An 18,142-nucleotide genomic window follows, 5' to 3' on the forward strand; every position below is an offset into this window, starting at 1 on the left:
CCCCTGTTAATGTATATTAAAATATGCATTATTAAACTTAATACCTTTTTCTCTAAATTCATCCAGATCAATAGAAACCTGAACCGGTGATTCTACTTCATATTCTGAACTTCCACCGGCTTTCTGTGTCTGCCTGCCATTGACAGTTATAACCATTTCATAATCTTTTATATACCAGTTATTATCACTTATAATCTTTTTCATATTATAATATGTATATGTATTAGTCTGGTCATCTAAATATTCTATCTGAGATGCACCGGCATTCATTACACGCTCTGATATATAATTCATCGCCTCGTCATAATTTTCAAAAATATCTTCGTATGTAAGAATTTTGTCATTTTCAACATCAAAATTATAACCATACACCTGTGTAATTCTCTTCCTTGTAAAGTCTTTAGCAATAAATGATTCTGCTGATTCTACATACTTATCAGAAAATGATAATACTGTATCCTGAGCTGCTTCACAAACCGAATATGTCGATGTATAACTTATATTTACCGGATTCTCAATATAATTTTCGCTCATATCAATATCACTATATTTTTCCATTGCTTTAAGATGACATGTATCTGCAATCGTCTGATATAAACTGTCTGCCGAATTAAGGGAAACTTTATTATGATAAATCTTAGGATATACAACGGAAAGCTGTGCAGCTATTGTACTGTTATCAGAACCAAGTATACAGCTTATCTGTTTCTGATACTTCAGGTAATCCTGCTTATTTATAGCAATCTCATCGCTTGTATACTGGCGGTCTGCTTTTAATGCTCCTTCGTTTTTATCTGACTGCATATCTGCATTGGAATCTGCAGCTGCATTATCCGTATATTCACTTTCCCGTGTTCCTCCCGGTGCTAATGCTTTCTGCTTCTTTGATGCTATTCCTGTTGCTGCCCCATGTACTGCTGTCACAACAATAACCGCCGCTGCCGCCGCTGCTGCAGCTTTTACTACTTTGAAAGCTGTTCTGGTATATGAATGTTTCCTGCTTACAGGCTTTATCTCTGTGAACATCTGGCTGTCCTGCTGTTCGTCAAACATTCCTGAACGGTCAATAATTGTGCATATCTGCTGCTGAATTACCTTTTTATCAGGATATTTCACTTTATTCATAACCTTCCAACTCCTTTCTGATTAGTTTTACCGTCTTGTAATACCTTGCTTTTACTGCACTCTGATTCATCCCCATCATCTGGGCAATCTGCGTAAATGAATGTTCTTCATACGCCCTCATCATAAATATGCGTTCCGAGACTTCATCTTGTTTTTTCAGAATCTGCATTACCTTTTCCTTTGTCATACTGTTAATTGCATTATCTTCAATGCAGTCAGATGATGGCTTATCATAATCTTCAAGCACTTCTGTCATAATTGATTCATGATTGTACCTGCTTCGCCGGTAATCTATAACTTTATTTTGTGCTATCCTTATTATCCATGTTTTAAATGATGCTTTTGATGCATCAAATTGTGATAATGCCCTGAGTATTGATATAAATGTCTCCTGTGTAAGATCAAGTGACAATTCTTCATCAGATGTCTTTATGTAAATCTCCCTGTAGACAGTCTTATAATACCTGTCAATTAATATTTCTGCCGCCCTTTTATCATCCTCATCCAAAATCTGTCTTATAAGATATTGGTCTGTCTCAAAGACTTTGGATACCAGCTGTCTGGCAGAAAACTTTTTCTGCGTTAATTCCCCTGTGGTGTCCATAGTTCTCCTCCCTTATATATATTTATACGCACTACACTCTTAAACCGCCGCAAATAAATTGTATTTTATCAGATACATCTCATTTTAATTTACTGTTTTTCACGCAATGTTTTTATTATTATAAAATATATTTCATATTATGTCAAAATAAATATGATGCAATATTCATAGCTGAAATAAGCACTGCATCTCTTCCGATTATATAAAAAACTGCCGGTTGTTTTTACACAACCGGCAGTTTTAATTATATTAATGGATAATTTAAAAATCAACTTCTGTATCATAGTAGCAGCACTTGAGAAGTTTCTCCATCTCTTCCTGACTAGGCTGACGAGGATTAGAACCTGTACAGGCATCAAGAATAGCATTAGCTGCAATATCGTGAAGTTTTTCAAGGAATTCGTCTTCTGGAACAATACCATTTTCTGCCGGAAGACCACCCTCACCATAATGTTTGATGCAATGAGGAATATTAAGTTCATCATTCATCTTTCTTAACATTGCAATAAGATTATCAATCTTTTCTTCTGTTGTATTACCACCAAGTCCAAGGAAATCAGCTATGTATGCATATCTTGCAGCTGCCGTTGCATCCTTTGAATTGTACTTGATTACCTTTGGAAGATACATAGCATTAGCTGCACCATGAATTATATGACCGCCTTCAAATGCTGCACCTGTCTTGTGAGCCATTGAATGAACAATACCAAGAAGTGCATTAGAGAATGCCATACCTGCAAGACATTGTGCATTATGCATTGCATCTCTTGCTTCCATATCTCCGTTATATGATTTTACAAGATTATCTCTTATCATCATAATAGCATGAAGTGCAAGAGGATCTGTAAAATCACAATTAGCTGTTGAAACATATGCCTCAATACCATGAGTCATTGCATCCATACCTGTATGAGCCACGAGTTTGACAGGCATTGTCTCTGCAAGTTCAGGGTCAACAATTGCAACATCAGGAGTAATCTCAAAGTCTGCAATTGGATACTTAATACCCTTATGATAATCTGTAATAATTGAGAATGCTGTTACTTCTGTTGCTGTACCTGATGTAGATGATACTGCACAAAAATGAGCTTTTCTTCTAAGCTGTGGAAGACCAAATACCTTGCACATATCTTCAAATGTTGTATCCGGATATTCGTACTTTATCCACATTGCCTTAGCTGCATCAATAGGAGAACCACCACCGATAGCTACAATCCAGTCAGGTTCAAACTCAGTCATAACCTGAGCACCTTTCATAACAGTCTCTACAGATGGGTCTGATTCAATGCCTTCAAAAAGCTTTACTTCCATTCCAGCTTCTTTAAGATAATCTTCTGCTCTCTGAAGAAATCCGTTACGCTTCATTGAGCCGCCGCCGACACAAATAATTGCCTTTTTGCCCTGGAGTGTCTTCAATGCCTCCAAAGAACCTTTTCCATGATAAATGTCTCTTGGTAAAGTAAATCTAGCCATAATAAAATACCTCCAAAATTATAATAAGAGCATTGATTGTTAAATCTCTGACAATCTATGCTCTTATTATATATCTCTATTTATTCAATTTCAAGGTATTTTTGTCTAAAATTTATTAACAATTGTAAATAATTTATTAACATTTTTTGACAAATTTAATCAGATTACATTACATCTTTTACTGCTGCTGCAACATTTTCTGCAGTAAAGCCAAACTTCTTGAAAAGTTCGTTTGCAGGACCTGAAGCTCCAAAGCCTTTCATTGAAACGACTTTACCATCAAGGCCTACATATCTGTACCAGCCAAAATCAGAAAGTGCTTCAACAGCAACTCTCTTACGGCAGCTTAATGGAAGAACTGAATTCTTGTATTCGTCAGACTGTTCCTCAAATAATTCCATACTTGGCATGCTGACAACTCTTACATCAATACCATCACCGGCAAGAAGTTTCTTAGCTTCTATTGCAAGTGAAACTTCTGAACCGCTTGCTATTATAATTGCATCAGGTTCAGCTTTTGTGCTGTTATCAATGATATAGCCACCCTTTAAAGCTTCCTTTGAAGATCCTTCAATCTGTGGAAGATTCTGTCTTGTGAGCACAAGTCCTGTAGGTGTGCTCTCTGATTTTATGGCATACATCCATGCTGCCGCTGTCTCTGTTCTGTCACATGGACGAAAAACAGTAAAGTTTGGAAGTGAACGGAATGCAGCAAGCTGCTCTATTGGTTCATGCGTAGGACCATCTTCGCCGACACCGATACTGTCATGTGTGAAAATATATGTTACAGGCAGTTTCATAAGTGATGAAAGTCTTGCCATCGGTTTTGTATAATCACTGAATACGAAGAATGTTGCTGCAAATGGTCTTAATCCTCCGTGAAGTGCTATACCGTTAGTGATAGCTGTCATGGCCTGCTCTCTTACGCCAAAGTGGAAATTGCTTCCTGCGTAATTTTCCTTAGAAAAATCGCCTGCATCCTTCATGTTTGTCTTATTAGATGGTGCAAGGTCAGCAGAACCGCCTACGAGGTTAGGCATATGCTGCTTAATAAGGTTAAGAAGTGCTCCTGACGTGCTTCTTGTAGCTTCTGCTTTTTCAGGCTTAACCCAGTATTCTTCTGACTCGAATAAATCTGTAAGATCATATCCGTTGTAATATTTATCCCACTTTTCTTTCATTTCAGGGAACTTCTCACAATATTCATCAAAAAGTTTATTCCACTTATCTTCTGCCGCACCACGCTCCTGTGCTATCTTCTTATAGTTATCATAAACTTCCTGTGGAACTTCAAAATCGCCCTTACATGGCCATCCGATATTTTCCTTTAATGCGGCAACATTTTCTTCTCCGAGAGGCTCGCCGTGAGCACTTGCCTTACCCTGCTTCGCCGGACATCCAAATCCGATAAGAGTATCAATCTTAATAAGTGAAGGTCTCTCTTTATCAGCCTTCGCCTCTTCAATAGCTGCTCCGATTGCCGCGAGGTCATTGCCATCTTTAACTTCTATTGTCTGGAAACCAAAAGCTTCAAAACGCTTCATTACATCTTCTGTAAATGCAATATCTGTGCTTCCCTCAATTGAAATATTATTTGAATCATATAAAACAATAAGCTTGTTAAGTCCAAGAGTTCCTGCAAGAGAGAAACATTCTGATGAAATACCTTCCATCATACAGCCGTCGCCACCCAGTACATATGTGTAGTGGTCAACAACCGGATATCCCTCTTTATTGAATACAGCAGAAAGATGTGCCTCTGCCATTGCCATACCTACTGCCATTGCCATACCCTGTCCAAGAGGACCTGTTGTAGCTTCAATTCCTACAGTATGACCATATTCAGGATGTCCTGGTGTAAGCGAATCAAGCTGTCTGAAATTCTTGATATCATCTATTGAAAGATTACCATATCCAAATAAATGTAAAAGTGAATATAACAGCATTGAACCGTGTCCGCCTGACAGGATAAATCTGTCTCTGTTTTCCCATTTTGGATTAGCTGGATTGTGGTTCATGTGTCTGCTCCATAATTCATATGCGGCAGGTGCTGCTCCAAGAGGAAGTCCCGGATGACCTGACTTAGCTTTCTGAATCGCATCCGCAGATAAAACTCTTATCGCGTTTACTGACATTTCATCAATATTATTCATATTCTCTCTCCTTAAATTAAATAATTTTTATTTTCAATCTTTAAAATCGGCATCTGTAAGGAAGAAAATATCTCCCTTTTCACCACGTTTTTTCTTAATTCCGCCAAAGAACTTTCTTGAAGCACGTTTTTCTGAATGTGCTATCGCTTTGTTGATAATCTCCTTGATATCATCAAGACGGATATTGTCTGTCACACTGTGAAGCTTATCAATCTTTAAGTACAATTCAAGAAGTGCATCATCATCAACTTCATATTGACGTTTACGTGCAAATTTTCTTGCCATTTCTACAAGTTCATTAACAGTATACTGCTTTAATATAATTCTATGGTTAAACTGCTTTGTCAAATCCGGATTGAAGTTTAACAAAACATTCATCTCAGCATCAGAATCCTCAAATATTACTATCATTCTGCCTGTATCCTGCTTAAGGCACTGTGTAATCTCTTCAATACGCTTTGGCTGGATTGAACCGGCACCCTCTACAATAAGAGCAGTTCCTTTAAGCTTTGACATGGCTCTGCTGATTCCTCTGTGATTAATACTGTCACCGGTTGTCTTTGCTATCTTTTTCTGGCGGTCCGGATAAAGATGATTGATTGCTCTTACAATTGTTCTTGCAAGGTCTGTCTTGTCAGAGCTTGAATTGCCTGAAATAAGAATATTTCCGTATGATGAAGTATTAGTCTGCATTTCCTTATCCAGTGTCTCAAAATAAGATGCAAGCTGGCTCTCAAGACCAGGCATTTCTCTGTATTTTCTGAATATCTTTGCAAGATCTCCGCTAAGTTTCTTTTCTTCATCTATTTCCTGCTCAATATCATCAACCTGAGGTTCCGGTTCTTTTACTGCTGAAGGCTTAATTTTACGTGTATTTTCTTCAGGCATAAGCTCGCCGATTGGAATCTCTTCTTCTGTTTCGTCTGTCTGCTCCATATCAAGCTCCTCACTGACAGCACTCTTTAACATTTCATCTGATATTCTTTCAATCTCTGCTGTATCAAGTGATACGACTGTATCCTTCTGGATATTTTCAGTTATCTGTTCTGCAATATCCGTTTCTTTAGTTGCTGTCTGCTCATTGGCAGCTTCTTCCTGCACATCTCCTGCCTGTTCTGCCATACTTCTCATGGCATCTACCGCTTCTTCAAGCTTCACTGTAGCTTTACCGGTTCTTATAGCAAGGTCTGTCTTTGCTGCATGGAGCATCATCTTTTCTCTTGCTTTTAATCTTGCTTCTTCCTCATTAAATTCAGAGCCGTTTGCCTTTGCAATTTCTTTCTGTTCTTCCATAAGACGCTCATATGCAGCACTCTTTTCATCCTTTTCATCAAGCATGCGTTCGAGTTCTTCTTTAGAATATTCTTTAGTATCCCTGTTGCCGTATTTCTGTTCGCGTACTGTTTCCATCCAGTCTGCCAGGCTTAACTGTCCTTCAATCTGCTCATCTTCTTCCGGCTGCACCTCATCCGTAATATTGTCTGTATTCGTCACCGGATCCGGTCTTAATGCCTGTGTATCTTCGTCAAGAATTTCACTTAAATTCTTTGCAAGCTCTGCCTGAATGTTCTGTGTGTCATAAATATTATTGACATTCGGTACGCTTACAGGCTCAATCTCCATAGCATCTTCACGCTCTTTAATATGTCTTTGTGCCTCTATTCTTTCTTCACGCAGACGTTCTTCTTCATCCTCACGACTCATTCTGTCATAGCTGTTTTCAATCTTTTTCTTGGCATTAGCTATGAGTTCTTTCAATGATTCCGGCATCTGTCCGGGCTTGTTATCAGATACTGCCGCCGCTGCTTTTCTTGCCATTTTAAATACATCTGTATTATCCGGCTGTTCTTTGTTATCAGCATCATGTTCTTCTTTCATATCTTCGCCTGAAAGATTTTCTGCTGTATCATTATTTTCTGCTGATTCACCCTTTGGTTCATCAGTTTCTTCTATATTTATCTCTATTTCTTCTGTCTGTTCGTCACCTTCTTCTTTTACCGGCTCATCCCATGGCTCTAATGTTGCAGCCATAAGGCTTCCTGCATCAATGCTTTGCATCTGTGGCTTTGCCGATTCTGCTTTTTTATCATCTGAAGATTCTGCTTCAGTCTCCGGTTTCCCGGCTTCTTTATCATCATCCTCTTTTAATGCCTCTTCAATATCATCCTGACGTATTCTTGCAAGTTCTTTCTGCTGTTCAAACATGATTTCTTTTGTCTTTTCATCATCATGTTTTTTAAGTTTTGCATCATCAAGAATCTTAATCTGCATTGTTGTAAGCGGTGCCCCAAGTCCCTGCTTTAATTCCATTGACTTTTCAACATATATGCCATCCTGAAATAAAAGTGCAAGTTCATCACACGCTTTAATGCACTCGTCTTTTCTTCCTGTCTTTGCATACAGACAAGCAAGCTCATACATGTATTTTTCATCAATCTCATGATTCTTATAGTCTTCAAGAATTTCAACAAGCTCGTTATCTGACGCACCTTCTGCTTTTCTTAAAATATAATAAAGAATATATCTGCTAACATCATGCTGTGACATACGCTCATATTCTTCATATAACCCATCAGCATCATCAAACTGCTTCAGCTTTATCATAATCTCAGTAAGTTTGTATACAAGCTTTCTGCCTCCAAGATTACGGTTATATGCAAGAATAGCCATATCTCTCGCTTCCTCGTAATCTCCGACTGCTTCCTGCACGTTAATTACTGTTGCAAGTGCATTCCAGTCTTTTACCTTGTGCCAGCTCATCTCTTTTGCAATTGCAGCTGCTTCTTTATAAGATTTTTTTGCTGCAAGCTGCTTAATCTGTTCAATTTTAAGATTCATTTCATATTTATCCACAACAAGACGCCACCTTTACTAATCAATTTTTATGTATTAACACCCTGCAATCCGGGTTATTCTCTAATCGTAATTATGACATATACGCAGTATATCTACACTACATATATGTCATAAGTTTATCACAGCTATTGATTATTGTAAACTTTTTATACGAAAAACTCAAAGCTCGTCTGCTCATAATCCATTCTCGTATATTCCAGCTGGGTCGTGTTTGTCCTGCTGTAATAATCAACGACAACAGTCTGCTGTCTTCCGTCAACAAGTTTTTGTCCAAGTATATAATTAACGTCAAATCTTCCTGTAATTGCCGGTGTTGCACCTCTTGCCGGAACGATAAGCTGTACATGGTTTGTCTTTAAAAGCTTAAAAATCGGTTCCCATATATAAATATCTTTTGCGGCACCGAACGGATTATCAATAAATATTGTTTTTCCAAGAACTGCCGTTTCACTAACTGATGCGTTAACGCTTGCAATATAATTTATTACAGCTATAAGAAACTGTATATAAATTCCCTGTGACTGTCCCGTAGAACCAACTGCCTCCTCATATCGCAGATACCTGCTCTGGTCCTTTATACGCTCACGTTTATAAAGCTGTACCCTTATTGCATTCATATCAGTTACTATTACAGAAAAAAGACGTTTCCATGTGAGCCTGTTTCTTATATATTTCAATCTTTCTTCCTGTGACGAAATGCTTTCAGACATTGCAATTGTCTCATCTATATATAATGACATCCTGCTCTTATACAGTTCTTCCTTTACATATGGAATAAACAGCCCAATCATCGATATGATTTCATCATCAAGACGTATTGTTGAAAGACCAGGAAGTCTGTCAAGTTCTGTTTTTATATTGCAGCACGTCTGTATACAACGGTTTTCAAAGTTGTCTTTTATCTGTTCCATATCTTCAATACCCTTTGAAACACGCTCTTTTTCCAATACTATGTATTCATTCGTCCTGCGAAGCCCGCTGCATAACACCTCAACATCTTTGCAATCAGACGGAATATTTATCGAAGCATTCATTTCTGCCGAAAGCTCATCTGCATCAAATTCCACAAGACGGCGGCAGAATTGTTCTTTCCTGCTCTGAAAATCTTCTCTTCTTTTTTCAATAAGCTTTACAAGCTGTGAATAATCCTTTGAGATTTTCTCATATGAATCTGTCTCAGTCTCAAGAATCTTTAAATCATATGCATTTTCATTCTGTCTGAAAACATTGGCAACTGCTTCCTCATCCGGAATATCCATACCGGCATCTGTCACAATTCTCTCAAGGTCTTTTTCACATATATAATATCTTTTTAAAGCTTTTGCCTGACCTGCTATCTCTGCTTTAATGCGTTGTGTTCTCTCATCAAGCTCTTTTATATAATTCTTATGCTGGCTGATGTAGCTTTCAGGATTTTCACACAAAAGCGGTTCATATTCACCGAATCTTTCTTTTATCTGGCTCACAGCATGTGCAATACTACCCTCAAGACGGTTCATAAGTGCATTCTGTGCATCAAATTCATCCCTGTCAGCTCTCGTTTCCTTCTCTATATCAGCAATCTGCTGTTTTATGTGAAGAAGTTCCTGTGCATCTGAAACAATCGTTTTACCTGTTTCAAAATCTGATTTTACTGTTTCAAAATCATCACCACGGTATTCAATGGCTTTTTTGCACTTTTCCATTGAAATACGGTAATGTTCCATAAGTGCTTCTTTATCTGCAACGTCAACCATCTCTTTGTCCAATATGTCTTTCAGTCCGAAAAATCTTGACTCAAGCTGCATGTATGTCATACCTGCAAATTCTTTTTCCGGTTTGTCTGATGTATCTATATCCATATCATAAAAATGGTTGTAATTTTCTTCCCAGTCTTTTTGTGCAGTCTCAATTTTTTGTTCATATACCGCAAGAGTTTTACTTACATTCTCAAGAATTTCTTTCTTATTTTCAACATCCGTCTGTGAATCTCCAAGTTTTCGTGAAAGATTATCTGCATCAAGAAGTGCCTGTCTCTGCTTTGCATATTCTCCGGCAAGCTGCTCCTTATGTTTTTTTGCAAGTTTTAAAATCTCATAACGGCTGCACTCCTCTGTATATGCCTTTTTTGCTGATTCTGCCTGTGCAGCCGCACTATCACACTGCTTTTTAAGAAGCTGTTCTTCTGCTTTCAGCTTTTCATGATTTTCCCTGCTCTGCGACATATTCTCTGTGAGCCTGCGTAAATCATCTGATGCTTTTTCAAACCTTTGCATCTTATTATTTATGACATAACAATAGTCACCAAGTACAACTTTTCGGCGGTCTTCAATTTTTTCTATTTTATGATTAATATTATCAAGCTCTTCCTGTGCCACCGCAATCTCCGACTCGGTTTTTGCATCATCTTTAAGGAAATCCATATCTTTCATTGCAAATACAACTGTATTTTTATCAATCTGGACTTTTGCATCCAGGACATTATCTTCACTCACAATCGGAACGGTATACGAATCAAGATTAAAGCTGGCAAGTGTTGCATCATTTTTTATTTTATCAAAATTATTTTTTACAATAAAACTGTATTCTACAAACGGAATACGCCTCTTTACATCTGTACGCTGTTTCTCATCAAGCTGTGCAAGCCAGTCAGCACCTTCTTTGACATCATCTTTATATCTTGTAAAAAGATATTCTTTTAACTTTGTTCTGTTCTTTGCATCTAATAAATATTGGTGTTTCTTTGCATTTTCAATAAATGCGGCAAGTCTTTGTGCCTCTTTTTCCGCTTCAAAATACTCGCTGTCAAGGCTGTCACTATACTCCTTTATCTTTATATCAAGTCCTGCCGTATTTTCATCATTATATATTTTTGAGAGCGTATTAAGTTTGTCCTTTGTCTGTTCATACTCTGCCTGTATTTTCTTGACATCTTCGATTTCTTTTTTTATAAATTCAAGTCCGACATCAATTCTTGCAATGTCTGTCTGAGTATCGCCAAGCCGGAGTTTCAAATCATTATATGCCTTATCTTTTTGCTGTATCTCCTGTCTGGCATCTTTAATATTCTCTTCTGATGTTAAAAGCTCTGCCTCGACATTTTCTGCAATAATTATTCCACATTTTTCCATGAGAACCGCCATCTGCTTTTCATCATTTTCAATGCGGCTCTTTAAAAATGAAACGAGACTTTGTGCAGCTGCCTCTTCTTTTGTCAGTGAATCAAACGTTTTCTGTGCTTCTTTATAATTATCCTCCGCAGTCTGCAGCTCTTTTTGCGATTGTTTAAGAATTTCTTTTAATTTTTCCCGCTCATCATTTGACAATTCAAATATTTTTACAGCTATATTATGCAGCTCTTCCGTAATGTCGTCATGCTCACGCATTCGGTTATCTATCGTCTGTTTTATTTTGTTAAAATCATTTTCATATTTAAGATAATCTGCATAATCATTGACTGATTCAGATTTTCTAAGCAGCTCTTTTCTTTCGGCAAAACGGCTGTCTGCCGCTTCAATCTTTGCACTGTAAACATCAACAAGCTCACGTATTGCATCAAGTGACTTCTGCTCGCTTGCAACCTGTGCCGACTGAATCAGATACTGTTCATTATTAATTTTTTCCTGTATTTTTTCCAAATCGGAACTATTCTGCTCTGATAATGCTTCCCTGTCAGCAATTATAATTTTGCAGGCACACAAAAGCCTGTATATCTTTTCCTCAAGTTCCTGCTTTTTTATAAAATTCACTTTGAATGATTCTGCATACTGTGCAAATTTTTCTATTTCTTCAACCTGACTGTTATAATTGCCTATCTGTGAATTCTTTTTTGACAATTCAAGCAGCTTATCTTTAATATCAAGAAGTGTCCTTGCCATCTGACCTTCATCATCAGTCACACCCAACTTATTATTAAATGATTTTTCTATAATCTCTTCAATAAGCAGATCTTCCACAACTTTACGACTTGTTCTGTAATTGCTCTCAAAATAAGTTCTTACATGTCCTTCTGTTTTATTGATTCCACGTATAATTTCCCACTGGCTCTCATATATTCCGTAATGTGACAGGAAATTCTGATAATCTCCTTTTCTGTCAAATATTTTTACCGACACATTAAAATCATCTTTTTCAAGATTTCTAAGATATTCTTTCAATCCGTTGTATGTTATTCTCTCACCGTTACTTGTAAGTGGAAGATTTTTTATATCATTGTCGCCGAATTCCCTGTAGAAAATAGCATAATTAAAATATTCTATACCCGACGAATTGCTCTGTGCACCCGCTTTTCTCGCACAAAATCCTGTTGTCATATATGTATAATTATCTTTTCTGTAACATGGCTCCAGTTTCCATTCCACAAGAGAATGTATGACTGTATTTCCTCCCCCCTGCCTGAAAAGCTTTTCAACCGGCTGCTTCTCATCAAGTGTACAGTTCGGAATTACATTCTGCAAAAGCATGAGCATGAGAAGACTCTTACCACCGCCGTTCGCAAGGTCATAAATCATGCTGCTGCAATTTGGACGCATCATAAAATCATCATACATCTGTGTTCCGAAATTGTACTTTACATTGTTTACCCTGATTCTGTTAATCTGTGGCATCGTTCTTCTCTCCTTTCGATAAAATCTGCGTAAATCTTCCTTTATATTCATCAAAGTAATTCTCTATAAGTGCCCGGAATCTGTTTGTAGGATAATAAAGATTTCCACCAGAATTTTCATCTTCTTTTGTATTATCCACAGAATTATCCGGCTTTTCCGAATTATCAACAAGCAGCCCCTGATTTACAAGAAAATTAAAAACCATTTTGACAAATCCTGCTTTTGAATTTCTCGCTGCCCTCATCCCAGCCTGAACACTGTCAGATGAGGCCGGAAGTTCCTCCCAGCTTAACGCAATCTGCTTAAAACTGTTTTCCTCTATCTCATCAAGGACTATGCCGTTTCGCTTATCAATTATACCGTTTATGGAATTATCAACATTTTCTATTACATCTTCAATACGCACGTAACTTGTATAATTTGCTGCTGACGTATCACTGTAAAATGATGTGATAGTATTGTAAATAACAAAATATGCAAGATACAATTCTCTGTTCAACTTAACTCCAAGTTCTTTTCTCAACTCTTCGTTAGTATATCCAAACACCGGATTATTTTGGCCTGCACTTACATACAGGCTGTTTTTATACTCATATATGTCAAGATTCATCTTTTTAAGAGTCATCATAACAATGTCATAAACCTGTGCATTTGTGCTGTACTCCTGATACAGTGCTGCATTATCTCCATTTTCACCAACATTTTCGCCATTGATAAGTTTTGACACGATATCTAATGCTCTGTCTAAATTTCTGCTCTCCATAATTTTTCCCTTCCGGTATAAATTTATATTAAATGTTAATTGCTGTAATCTTCTCTATGGAATGTAACGTCGCTCACTTCACATCCGTCCATAAGTTCAAGCATTTTGCCATTCCCCTCATCTATAGAAAAAACAACCGGGGCTTCATTCTCAAAATATTTTTTCAATATATCATCCATAAAACTTTCACTATCCATATCTGCACCGCCGGTTATATGCTTTTTCTTCTGGCACAGATTTACGAAAAATGAAAAATAATCTGCATTTTTAAGAACATTTTCGGAATACATATTTTTCATTGACAGATTAAATTCTTCCAGTGTGAACGCTTCTTTTTTGTGCAGTGCCGAAATAAGATTTTTCATTATAAATACATAATTATCCGCAATTCTTTTCTCTTCCAGTTCATCTTCAAATATGATTTCTTTCTGCTTTTTTACACTTACCTTTTCTATCTCCTGATATCTTGCAGGTCTCATTGTAAGTGCTTCATCTATGGAATTAAGATTAAATGTTTTCTTCGTATTTGGTTTTAAAATTCCGTTTATAAGAGGAATCAGCACTGATGCATCACCATTTTCCGTCATCTTTTTTAAAAGTGATGTGAAATCAACATGGCTTCTTATCTGAGAAAGTTTTGCATGTCTTACAGCATCATCTGTTAGTTTCTGCATATGGGTGCATGCCCCAAGAAGCTGTGCGTGTCTGTTCATTGCAACTTTCAGCTGGTTTTCAAGCTCATATATCTCACTGATTGTCTTATAATATGCTGCATCCGCCTGCCCTCCCGGCGATATTTTTTCAAGTGCCGATTTTATTAAATCACTGTTTTTCTTAAACAGCTTTTCCTCATCATCAAACCAACGCATTCCCGTTTCCACAAAATCACGGTATGCTTCTATTCCGGCAAAAACATCGGATGCAAGCGTATTCATTACATCCTGCTGTACAAGTGCGAGCCTGCTTACCTCTTCATTAATTCTTTCAACAACTTCCGTACCACCTTTGAAATTCTTTGCCTGTATCATTTTTTCAAGCAGAAGCTGCTGCACACTTATCCTGCTCTCATCTTTTATCTCTTTTGTATCAAGATAAAATTCCACAGCATCGGGACTTATCGTATACCACACTATATTGTCCCTTATTGTGCTTTCTATCATCCTTACCCGCGAAATTCTCTTTTTTCTTTCGACCGGGTCAAAATATTCAAAATCAAAAGGGCGGCCGTCATTTTTAATTTTATCAAAAATGTAGCCGCCAATTTCCCTGTTTTCTTCTTCACTTAATAAAAGTCCGAAATCCCTTGAAATGAGTTCATGAAAAAATTCAAGGTATTCAGGGTATGTAACATCTTTTTCATTGAAGTTATTTTCTTCTATAAAAAAGCGTAAAATACCCATAACGATATATCCCATATCAAGTATTTCGTACTTGCCGTCTTTAAACTGTGACAATGAAATCTCTGTGAGTTTAAAAAACGGATAATATTTTTTTAAATTGAGCATTCTCGCCCTGTGTCCGGAGACAATATCGTTTACCATATTTACAGCCATAAATCTGCTCCCATTTTACAATTGTGTACGTCCCTCAAGAGCACGCAGAAGTGTAACTTCATCTATATATTCAAGGTCTCCACCGACAGGAACTCCGCTTGCAATTCTTGTAACCGTAATTCCGGTCGGCTTAATAAGCCTTGAAAGATACATTGCAGTTGTCTCGCCCTCAAGACTTGAATTGGTTGCAATAATAACTTCATTCACATCACCCTCAAGCCTTTTTATAAGCTCTTTAATCTTAATATCGGCTGGTCCGATTCCAAGCATCGGGCTTATTGCACCATGAAGCACATGATATACGCCATTATATTTGCCTGTCTTTTCATATGCTGCCATATCACGCGTATGTTCAACCACCATAATTGTTGAATGGTCACGTGCCTTATTGGCACATATCGGACAAATTTCTTCATCTGTAAGTGTAAAACACTCTTTGCAATATCTCACATTAGCCTTCGCACTTGTGATGGCATTAGTCAGTCCATCTACTTCTTCCTGTGGCATGTTAATAATGTGAAATGCCAGGCGCTGGGCACTTTTAGCTCCAACCCCTGGTAATCTGGACAACTGTTCAATTAATTTGTTAATGTGTCCGCTGTAAATATCCATTAGAAAAGGCCTCCGCCCAATCCTGAAAGACCGCCTGTAATCTTAGACATCTGTGCCTGTGATTCTTCTTCACACTTTCTTAACGCTTCATTTGTTGCAGCCATAATTAAATCTTCAAGCATTTCAACATCATCCGGATCAACTGCTTCAGGGTCAATCTTGACTTTTGTCACTTCACGCTTGCCGCTCACTGTAACTTCTACAACTCCGCCGCCTGATGCCGCAGAGAATTCCTTTGCTTCAAGCTCAGCCTGCTGTGTCTCCATCTGACGCTGCATTCTCTGTGCCTGTTTCATTAAATTATTCATATTGCCCGGCATACCGCCCGGGAATCCGCCTCTTTTTGCCATTAGATGTATTCCTCCTTATCATCTACTTCTATATCCATATTAACAAGTTCTCTTATATCTGTAAATCTGTTTTGAAAATCCTCGTCATCTGCCAGCTTTGTAATTATTATATTTACCTTTATGCCGGTTCTTTCCTCAATAACATCAATAAGACGATTTACTTCCTCTTCTCTTGATATTGCATTATATGCCGATGTGGATTTCACCATTATCTCAAGACTTATGCCGTCTTTTGCAAGAGTAACATGGCATTGTCTTAAAAACGCAACATACATCGGGTCATCAATTGTATTGATTATGCCGTTCCATGATGCTGCAATCTGTCTTACATCATCCGGAAGAGCCTCTATGACACGCTTTTCTACCGGTTTCTGTGATTGTATACCATCAGTTCCACTGATTGATGCACCTACTGACGGAACTGGTGAACTAACTGCAAACGCACCGCTTTCAAGCTCCTTACATGTCTTTTCAAGATTATTTTCAAGAAGTGTGACACGCCCGGCAAGTTCTTCCACGCTGTCATTTTTTTCCATTGAAGGCTTGCACATCTTTATTATTGTAACTTCAAGTTTAATACGCTTCTGCGTTGAAAACTTTAACTCATTTGACAAATCAGACAACACTCTTATATACCGCATAAGCGTGCCCTCATCAATTTTTGATGAGTCTGACTTCAACTGTGCAAGGCTGTCTTCTGACACATCTATTATATCAGCAAGTTTCGATTCATCATCCGTCGTTTTTACGAGTAAAAGATTTCTTAAATACCATATGAAATCATTTACAAACTGACCAAGTTCCCTGCCCTGCATTATAAGCTGTTCTATAAGCTGCATGCATCCGGCAGCATCTGACGACATTATAAGTGCAAGCATATTTTCAAACACTGCCGTATCAACCGCTCCCAGAACTTCAAGCACATTTTCATACTTTAAATCCTGTCCCAGATAAAATGCTATACACTGGTCTATAAGGCTTAATGCATCACGCATTGAACCATCTGCAGCTTTTGCAATATATCGTATTGCACGTTCCTCAACATTGATATTCTCAGCTTTCATGAGCTCAGATAATCTGTCGGAAATAGTCTCTATGGAAATCCTGTGAAAATCATATCTTTGACATCTTGATAAGATTGTTATCGGTATTTTGTGTGCTTCCGTTGTTGCAAGTATAAATATAACGTATGACGGAGGCTCTTCAAGTGTTTTTAAAAGTGCATTAAACGCACCTATAGAGAGCATATGGACCTCATCTATTATATATACTTTATACTTACCCTCTGTCGGTGAATACTGTACTTCATCACGAATCTCACGGATATTGTCAACACCATTGTTAGATGCCGCATCTATCTCAATCACATTCATTGATGTTCCTGCCGCAATCGCCTTACATGCCGGACATTCACCGCACGGATTTCCGTCTATGGGATGCTCACAATTTACAGCCTTTGCAAATATCTTAGCTATCGTAGTCTTACCTGTTCCTCTCGTACCACAGAACAGATAAGCATGTCCAATCCTGTCTGATTTAATCTGATTACGTAACGTCGTGACTATATGGTCCTGACCTTTGACATCAGAAAAGGCGGTTGGTCTCCATTTTCTGTATAATGCCTGATATGACACCGGAAACCTCCTTACTAATACTTTTAAGTACACTGCTTATAAACATATTAAAACCGTGCGTCCGGCTTCGAACAATTGTCCACAGACGTTACCGGTACAGTTAGCTCGATCCAGGCACCCTTCCGGCACACAGAAGCTTTCGCTTAATGCTGCTTCATTCCTGACCTGACATGGTTCACGAATTTCTGTTGCGGAAGACCCAGATGTCATCACCACTTATACCGGGCTGCTCCATAAACTATTGCCCTCTGCCGAACATCACCCCTGCTATAGCGGATTGCAGGTACAAGGTGCCGCTACTACCCCGGCTGCACGGTAATTTTAATTATATCTGTAAACGTAACTCATGTCAAGGTTTATGAGGCTTGTAATATTTTTATTATTGGTGTAACATTATCTTAAATTTTGACAATTATTTCACTCAGACAAAGGG

Annotated in this window: 11 protein-coding genes and 1 other RNA gene; all 12 read right to left on the bottom strand. The window is 37.8% G+C overall.

Annotated features, from left to right (window positions below; genetic code table 11):
- Nucleotides 1-6: 6 nt before the first annotated feature.
- Entirely contained in the window at nt 7-1,125 is a 1,119-nt protein-coding gene (locus H8S01_RS12305; RefSeq protein WP_186837366.1) for a hypothetical protein, read from the bottom strand.
- Complete coding sequence (locus H8S01_RS12310) at nt 1,118-1,729, bottom strand: RNA polymerase sigma factor (RefSeq protein ID WP_186837367.1); 612 nt, start codon at nt 1,727-1,729, stop codon at nt 1,118-1,120. The genes H8S01_RS12305 and H8S01_RS12310 overlap by 8 nt, the downstream gene beginning before the upstream one ends.
- 261 nt (nt 1,730-1,990) lie before the next feature.
- A complete protein-coding gene (locus H8S01_RS12315; protein WP_186837368.1) occupies nt 1,991-3,202 on the bottom strand; it encodes an iron-containing alcohol dehydrogenase in 1,212 nt (403 codons plus the stop codon).
- Nucleotides 3,203-3,366: 164 nt separating this feature from the next.
- Entirely contained in the window at nt 3,367-5,355 is a 1,989-nt protein-coding gene (tkt, locus tag H8S01_RS12320) for a transketolase (protein ID WP_021865562.1), read from the bottom strand.
- Between the two features lie 33 nt (nt 5,356-5,388).
- Complete coding sequence (locus H8S01_RS12325; RefSeq protein WP_186837369.1) at nt 5,389-8,208, bottom strand: hypothetical protein; 2,820 nt, start codon at nt 8,206-8,208, stop codon at nt 5,389-5,391.
- 149 nt (nt 8,209-8,357) lie between these two features.
- Nucleotides 8,358-12,797: a hypothetical protein gene (locus tag H8S01_RS12330; RefSeq protein WP_186837370.1), complete on the bottom strand. Its 4,440-nt coding sequence runs from the start codon at nt 12,795-12,797 to the stop codon at nt 8,358-8,360.
- Nucleotides 12,784-13,560 carry a DUF6063 family protein gene (locus H8S01_RS12335; RefSeq protein ID WP_186837371.1) on the bottom strand — a complete coding sequence of 259 codons (777 nt, stop codon included), beginning with the start codon at nt 13,558-13,560 and terminating at the stop codon, nt 12,784-12,786. The genes H8S01_RS12330 and H8S01_RS12335 overlap by 14 nt, the downstream gene beginning before the upstream one ends.
- 35 nt (nt 13,561-13,595) lie before the next feature.
- Nucleotides 13,596-15,113, bottom strand: coding sequence for a hypothetical protein (locus tag H8S01_RS12340; protein WP_186837372.1), 1,518 nt, complete (start codon nt 15,111-15,113; stop codon nt 13,596-13,598).
- A 15-nt stretch (nt 15,114-15,128) separates the two neighbouring features.
- Nucleotides 15,129-15,725: a recombination mediator RecR gene (recR, locus tag H8S01_RS12345; protein WP_021865567.1), complete on the bottom strand. Its 597-nt coding sequence runs from the start codon at nt 15,723-15,725 to the stop codon at nt 15,129-15,131.
- Nucleotides 15,725-16,075: a YbaB/EbfC family nucleoid-associated protein gene (locus H8S01_RS12350; RefSeq protein ID WP_021865568.1), complete on the bottom strand. Its 351-nt coding sequence runs from the start codon at nt 16,073-16,075 to the stop codon at nt 15,725-15,727. Before H8S01_RS12350 ends, recR begins: the two co-directional genes overlap by 1 nt.
- A complete protein-coding gene (gene dnaX / locus H8S01_RS12355) occupies nt 16,075-17,709 on the bottom strand; it encodes a DNA polymerase III subunit gamma/tau (protein WP_186837373.1) in 1,635 nt (544 codons plus the stop codon). Before dnaX ends, H8S01_RS12350 begins: the two co-directional genes overlap by 1 nt.
- A 53-nt stretch (nt 17,710-17,762) precedes the next feature.
- Nucleotides 17,763-18,025: signal recognition particle sRNA large type (ffs, locus tag H8S01_RS12360), an RNA gene on the bottom strand.
- Between the last annotated feature and the right edge of the window lie 117 nt (nt 18,026-18,142).

It is taken from the genome of Lachnospira hominis (ex Liu et al. 2021), assembly GCF_014287955.1.
In the GTDB taxonomy this organism is placed as follows: Bacteria; Bacillota; Clostridia; order Lachnospirales; family Lachnospiraceae; genus Lachnospira; species Lachnospira hominis.